This is a genomic window from Vibrio sp. 10N.222.46.A1 (assembly GCF_041473595.1).
In the GTDB taxonomy this organism is placed as follows: Bacteria; Pseudomonadota; Gammaproteobacteria; order Enterobacterales; family Vibrionaceae; genus Vibrio; species Vibrio tasmaniensis_A.
Map to the genome: position 1 here is coordinate 1 of NZ_JBFRSN010000492.1, position 4,338 is coordinate 4,338.

At 46.5% G+C, this 4,338-nt stretch carries 2 protein-coding genes; both read left to right on the forward strand.

The window, feature by feature from the left end:
* The first annotated feature begins 118 nt into the window (after positions 1-118).
* Positions 119-1,195, forward strand: a complete 1,077-nt coding sequence (locus AB4496_RS14515) for an efflux RND transporter periplasmic adaptor subunit (protein ID WP_133151965.1) — start codon at positions 119-121, stop codon at positions 1,193-1,195.
* Positions 1,195-4,308, forward strand: a complete 3,114-nt coding sequence (gene vexH, locus AB4496_RS14520) for a vibriobactin export RND transporter permease subunit VexH (protein WP_102257786.1) — start codon at positions 1,195-1,197, stop codon at positions 4,306-4,308. Before AB4496_RS14515 ends, vexH begins: the two co-directional genes overlap by 1 nt.
* The last annotated feature ends 30 nt before the right edge of the window (positions 4,309-4,338 follow it).

The window sequence follows — 4,338 nt, forward strand, 5'->3', positions numbered from 1 at the left end:
ACTACTTATCGAAACTATCTGTTGAAAAGAGCTGCCTTGTTCTCAAGTCTTTTCCCTGCGCTATTTCTGACCACTTACCTACTGTGATTGGTATAAACCTTACTTGCAGACCATTATTATGAAGCATAAAACTGTTTTAACCCTGCTTAGCTTGTCTATCATTATGGCGTCTCCAGCCGCACTAGCTAAACGTATGGGCCCTAGCACGGTCACTGTTGTTACCGAGCAAGTTGATATTCACAAAGTTAGCCAGTCTCTTTCTTTGGTCGGTAAGTTGGAAGCCGAGCAATCTGTAATGATCACTTCTGAAGTGGCTGGCAGAGTGAACTCTATTAACATCAAAGCCAATCAAGATGTCACCAAAGGGCAGATGTTGGTTCAACTCGATGACGACAAAGCAAAAGCAGCAGTTGCAGAAGCACAAGCATATTTAAAAGATGAAAAGCGTAAGCTTGCGGAATTTCAACGACTAGTGAAACGTAACGCGATCACTCAAACTGAAATTGACGCTCAGAAAACTAACGTAGAGATCGCTAATGCTCGCCTAGCTGCCGCTAACGCTAACCTGAAAGATCTACATATCAGTGCACCTTTCTCTGGTACGGTCGGTTTTATAGACTTTAGCCGCGGCAAAATGGTGACATCGGGTACAGAGCTCGTGACGTTAGATGACTTGTCTGTGATGCAGTTAGATCTTCAGATTCCAGAGCGCTACCTTTCTAAACTGTCTAAAGGTATGACAGTAACGGCTCGCACCAGTGCGTGGGGCGATACTCAGTTCACGGGTACTGTGGTGGGTATTGATTCTCGCATTAACGCCGAAACTTTGAACCTTCGAGTTCGAATCCACTTCGATAACAACAATGATTACCTAAAACCGGGCATGTTAGTGGCGGCTGATATGGACTTCCCACCAGTAGAAGCCCCAATAATTCCAGTTCAAGCGCTTGAGTATTCAGGCACTAAGCGTTTCGTTTATGTTATTGGCGAAGATAACAAAGCGACTCGTACCGAAGTATTCCTCGGGGCTCGTCTTGATAACGAAGTCGTGATCGAAAAAGGCATCGAGATTGGTCAGAAGATCGTAGTGCAAGGTATCGTGAACATGCGTGACGGTGTTTTGGTTCAAGAGCTTGCCGTCAATCGCCCTGCTAAACTTGATGGAAATACAGCAGCACAAGAAGGTGCTAACTAATGTTGTTATCTGATGTTTCTGTGAAGAGACCAGTAGCGGCTGTTGTATTGAGCCTGCTTTTGGTTGTGTTTGGTATTGTCTCTTTCAATAAGCTCGCAGTTCGTGAAATGCCCGATATTGAAAGCCCGGTGGTATCGATCAGTACTCGTTATGAAGGTGCATCTGCCACCATCATTGAAAGCCAAATTACCTCCAACCTTGAAGATCAGTTATCCGGCATCAGTGGTATCGATGAAATCGAATCTACGACACGAAACGGATCGTCACGAATCACCATCACCTTTGAACTTGGTTATGACCTCAATACCGGTGTCAGTGATGTGCGTGATGCGGTAGCGCGTGCTCAGCGTTCGTTGCCAGATGAAGCCGATGACCCGATTGTTTATAAGAACAATGGTAGTGGTGAAGCGTCGGTTTACATCAATTTAAGCTCAACTGAGATGGATCGAACGCAGTTAACCGATTACACCGAACGTGTGTTGATTGACCGCTTTAGTTTGATCTCTGGTGTGAGCTCGGTGGATATTTCTGGCGGTTTGTACAAAGTCATGTACGTGAAGCTGAAACCTGCGTTAATGGCGGGTCGTGGTGTTACCGCCTCTGATATTACACAAGCCCTACGTAACGAGAACATTGAAAGCCCGGGTGGCGAAGTGCGTAACGATGCGATTGTGATGTCGGTTCGTACTGCTCGTTCATATACTGAAGCCAAAGATTTCGAATACTTAGTGGTGAAACGTGCCTCTGATAACACACCTATCTACTTGAAAGATGTAGCTGATGTTTACATTGGCGCAGAAAACGAGAACTCGACCTTTAAGAGTGACGGCGTTGTTAACGTCAGTATGGGCATTGTGCCTCAGTCTGATGCCAACCCACTTGAGGTGGCTGACTTAGTCCATAAAGAAGTCGAAGCGATTCAAAAGTTCTTGCCTGACGGAACTCGCTTGGCGATTGATTATGACTCCACGGTCTTTATCGACCGTTCGATCTCAGAGGTTTACAGCACACTCTTTATTACGGGTGGTTTGGTTATCCTCGTGCTTTACGTCTTCATTGGCCAAGCGCGTGCAACGCTGATTCCAGCCGTGACCGTTCCTGTATCGCTAATCTCGTCGTTTATTGCGGCGTACTACTTTGGCTTCTCTATCAACCTCATCACCTTGATGGCACTTATCCTGTCTATCGGTTTGGTGGTCGATGATGCGATTGTGGTGGTTGAGAATATTTTCCACCACATTGAACGTGGTGAATCACCATTGCTTGCGGCTTATAAAGGGACACGTGAAGTAGGCTTTGCGGTAATCGCAACCACGCTAGTACTGGTCATGGTGTTCCTACCAATCTCGTTTATGGACGGTATGGTAGGTCTTCTGTTTACTGAGTTCTCGGTATTGTTGGCGATGTCGGTGATCTTCTCATCTGTCATAGCATTAACCTTGACGCCGGTTCTGGGCAGCAAGATTTTAAAAGCGAACGTGAAACCTAATCGCTTCAATCAATTTGTTGAACGTGTGTTTGGTAAGTTAGAAGCTGGATACAAATCGGTATTGCGCCGTGCTCTAAACTGGCGTTGGGCAGCTCCAATCATCATTATTGCTTGTATGGGCGGTAGTTATGGTTTGATGCAAAAAGTGCCGTCGCAACTGACGCCACAAGAAGACCGTGGTGTTATTTTTGCGTTTGTTCGTGGTGCCGACGCAACTAGTTACAACCGTATGTCTGCCAACATGGACATCGTTGAAGAACGCCTAATGCCGCTGCTTGGTCAAGGATTCTTAAAGTCATTCAGCATTCAATCGCCAGCATTTGGTGGTAATGCGGGCGACCAAACGGGCTTCGTTATCATGATCCTGGAAGATTGGGACGAACGTGAAGAGACAGCACAACAAGCCTTGGGTGAGGTGCGTAAGTCTTTAGCGGGTATTCCTGATGTGCGTGTGTTCCCGTTCATGCCAGGCTTCCGTGGTGGTTCGAGTGAGCCTGTGCAATTTGTACTTGGTGGCTCTGATTACTCTGAGCTTCAGAAATGGGGCGAACTGTTAAAGCAAGCCGCTGAAGATTCTCCAATGATGGAAGGTGCGGACATCGATTACTCTGAGAAAACACCAGAGCTGTTGGTAACCGTAGATAAGCAACGTGCAGCCGAGCTAGGTGTGAGTGTTTCGGATATTTCAGATACGTTAGAAATCATGCTGGGCGGTAAGAGTGAAACGACGTTCGTTGAACGTGGTGAAGAGTACGACGTTTACCTGCGTGGCGATGAAAACAGTTTTAACAATGCCAATGACTTAAGCCAAATCTACATGCGAACTCAGTCTGGTGAATTGGTGACACTCGATACTCTAACGCATATTGAAGAAGTAGCGTCTTCGATTCGTTTGTCGCACTACAACAAGCAGAAATCGGTGACCATCAAAGCGAACCTAATGGAAGGTTACACGTTGGGTGATGCTTTGGATTTCCTTGATGAACAAGCGATTGAGCAGCTACCGGGTGATATTTCAGTAAGCTACTCAGGCGAGTCTAAAGATTTTAAAGAAAACCAATCGAGTATCCTCGTGGTGTTTGCGTTAGCGATGTTGGTGGCGTACTTGGTACTTGCGGCGCAGTTTGAGAGCTTCATTAACCCGCTGGTGGTGATGTTCACCGTACCTATGGGCATCTTTGGTGGCTTCTTAGGCTTGGTGTTGATGAGTCAAGGTCTCAACGTATACAGCCAGATTGGTATGATTATGTTGATCGGTATGGTAACCAAAAACGGTATCTTGATCGTAGAGTTTGCTAACCAACTTCGTGACCGTGGCATTGAGTTTGAAAAGGCGATCATTGATGCTTCGGCTCGACGTTTACGTCCAATCTTGATGACGGCGTTCACCACACTAGCCGGTGCAATCCCATTGATTACTTCAACGGGCGCAGGCTATGAAAGCCGAGTAGCAGTGGGTACGGTTATCTTCTTCGGTATGGGCTTTGCAACTTTGGTTACTCTGTTCGTAATCCCTGCGATGTATCGACTGATTTCTGGCTCAACACGTTCTCCAGGTCATGTGGAAGCGGTTCTAAATAAAGAGCTGAGCCACGATAACGTGGGAAGAAGCAGTCACGGTTAATGAACACGCACGGTTAATGAACACGCACGG

Bases quoted from the DNA above. Each gene is read 5' to 3' on its own strand.
- AB4496_RS14515 (WP_133151965.1), top strand. From the start codon at position 119: ATGAAGCATAAAACTGTTTTAACCCTGCTTAGCTTGTCTATCATTATG.
- vexH (WP_102257786.1), top strand. From the start codon at position 1,195: ATGTTGTTATCTGATGTTTCTGTGAAGAGACCAGTAGCGGCTGTTGTA.